This window comes from Streptomyces sp. NPDC028298 (genome assembly GCF_055565895.1).
In genome coordinates this window covers 1,122,709-1,123,070 of record NZ_JBVHTL010000002.1, presented here as the reverse complement: position 1 = coordinate 1,123,070, position 362 = coordinate 1,122,709, and the positions used below count along the sequence as shown (strand labels likewise).

At 68.5% G+C, this 362-nt stretch carries 1 protein-coding gene; it reads left to right on the top strand.

Features of this window, described 5'->3' with window-relative positions; all coding sequences use genetic code 11:
- Nucleotides 1-362: tetratricopeptide repeat protein (locus tag ACZ4TO_RS13430; protein ID WP_468024201.1), on the top strand; the 362-nt coding region annotated here is incomplete at both ends.

The following is a 362-nucleotide window of genomic DNA, read 5'->3' as shown; positions in this document are numbered from 1 at the left end:
TGAACAACCAGTCCAACCGTCTGGCGGACCTGGGACGCTGGGAAGAGGCCCTCACCGCCGCCACCCGTGCCGTCGACACCTACCAGGCTCTGGCCGACCAGCGACCAGACGCCTTCCTCCCCGACCTGGCCATGTCGCTGAACAACCAGTCCAACCATCTGGCGGACCTGGGGCGCAGGGAAGAGGCCCTCACCGCCGCCACCCGCGCCGTCGAGATCCGCGAAACCCTGGCCGAGCAGCGACCGGATGCCTTCCTCCCCGACCTGGCCATGTCGCTGAACAACCAGTCCAACCATCTGGCGGACCTGGGGCGCAGGGAAGAGGCCCTCACCGCCATCACCCGCGCCGTCGAGATCCGCGAA